Source organism: Brucella sp. 22210, assembly GCF_052045675.1.
GTDB lineage: Bacteria > Pseudomonadota > Alphaproteobacteria > Rhizobiales > Rhizobiaceae > Brucella.
The window spans coordinates 1-564 of the sequence record NZ_JBQEPD010000163.1 but is presented as its reverse complement, the minus strand read 5'-3'; the positions used below and the strand labels follow the sequence as shown (position 1 = coordinate 564).

The following is a 564-nucleotide window of genomic DNA, read 5'->3' as shown; positions in this document are numbered from 1 at the left end:
TCCGAGCCATCGCAACCGATACGACAAACGCGACGATAATTTCCTCGCATCTATCCAGCTTGCTTCAATTCGTATTTGGCTTCGATCTTATGAGTCGGGGGCCTAAAGTGCGGAGAGCCGCCGATGCGCTTGTTTCACCAGTCATACCGGGCAGATCGCCGACCTGCTCTGTGTCCCAATCGAGCAAGAGAGGGCTGAAGCCTTTCTGGCGCGTTCATAGATGTTCACGGCGGACCATGCTTGTCTCCAATGTCCAATAACTGAAAGAGCCCGGCTTAATGACCGGGCCCAGAGCTCAATGTGTTGGTGATCCGGACGCGGTTCGCTTGCCGAGCTTGATATACAGCTCGACTGCGCGAATTCTGTCTGCATCGGAATACATGAACTACCTCCTGGTGGTCCAAGTTTTCGTCCGCACCCCTTTAGCCGCCCAACCGGCTCAGTTCTCAGTGAAAACCAACAGAGAGTCCAAAATGCGCGGTGATAGCGTAGGAAACATGTGGGAGGAAGCGGAATTCGAGTTGGTTCTTCCCTCTGCCTCCTCCCCGTTTCCGATACCGGGAT

The 564-nt window shown here is 54.3% G+C and carries 1 protein-coding gene; it reads left to right on the top strand.

Going from position 1 to position 564, the window contains the following annotated elements; genetic code table 11:
* Positions 1 to 380: 380 nt before the first annotated feature.
* Positions 381 to 564: hypothetical protein (locus ACTJKP_RS27155; protein WP_440632872.1), on the top strand; the 184-nt coding region annotated here is incomplete at its 3' end.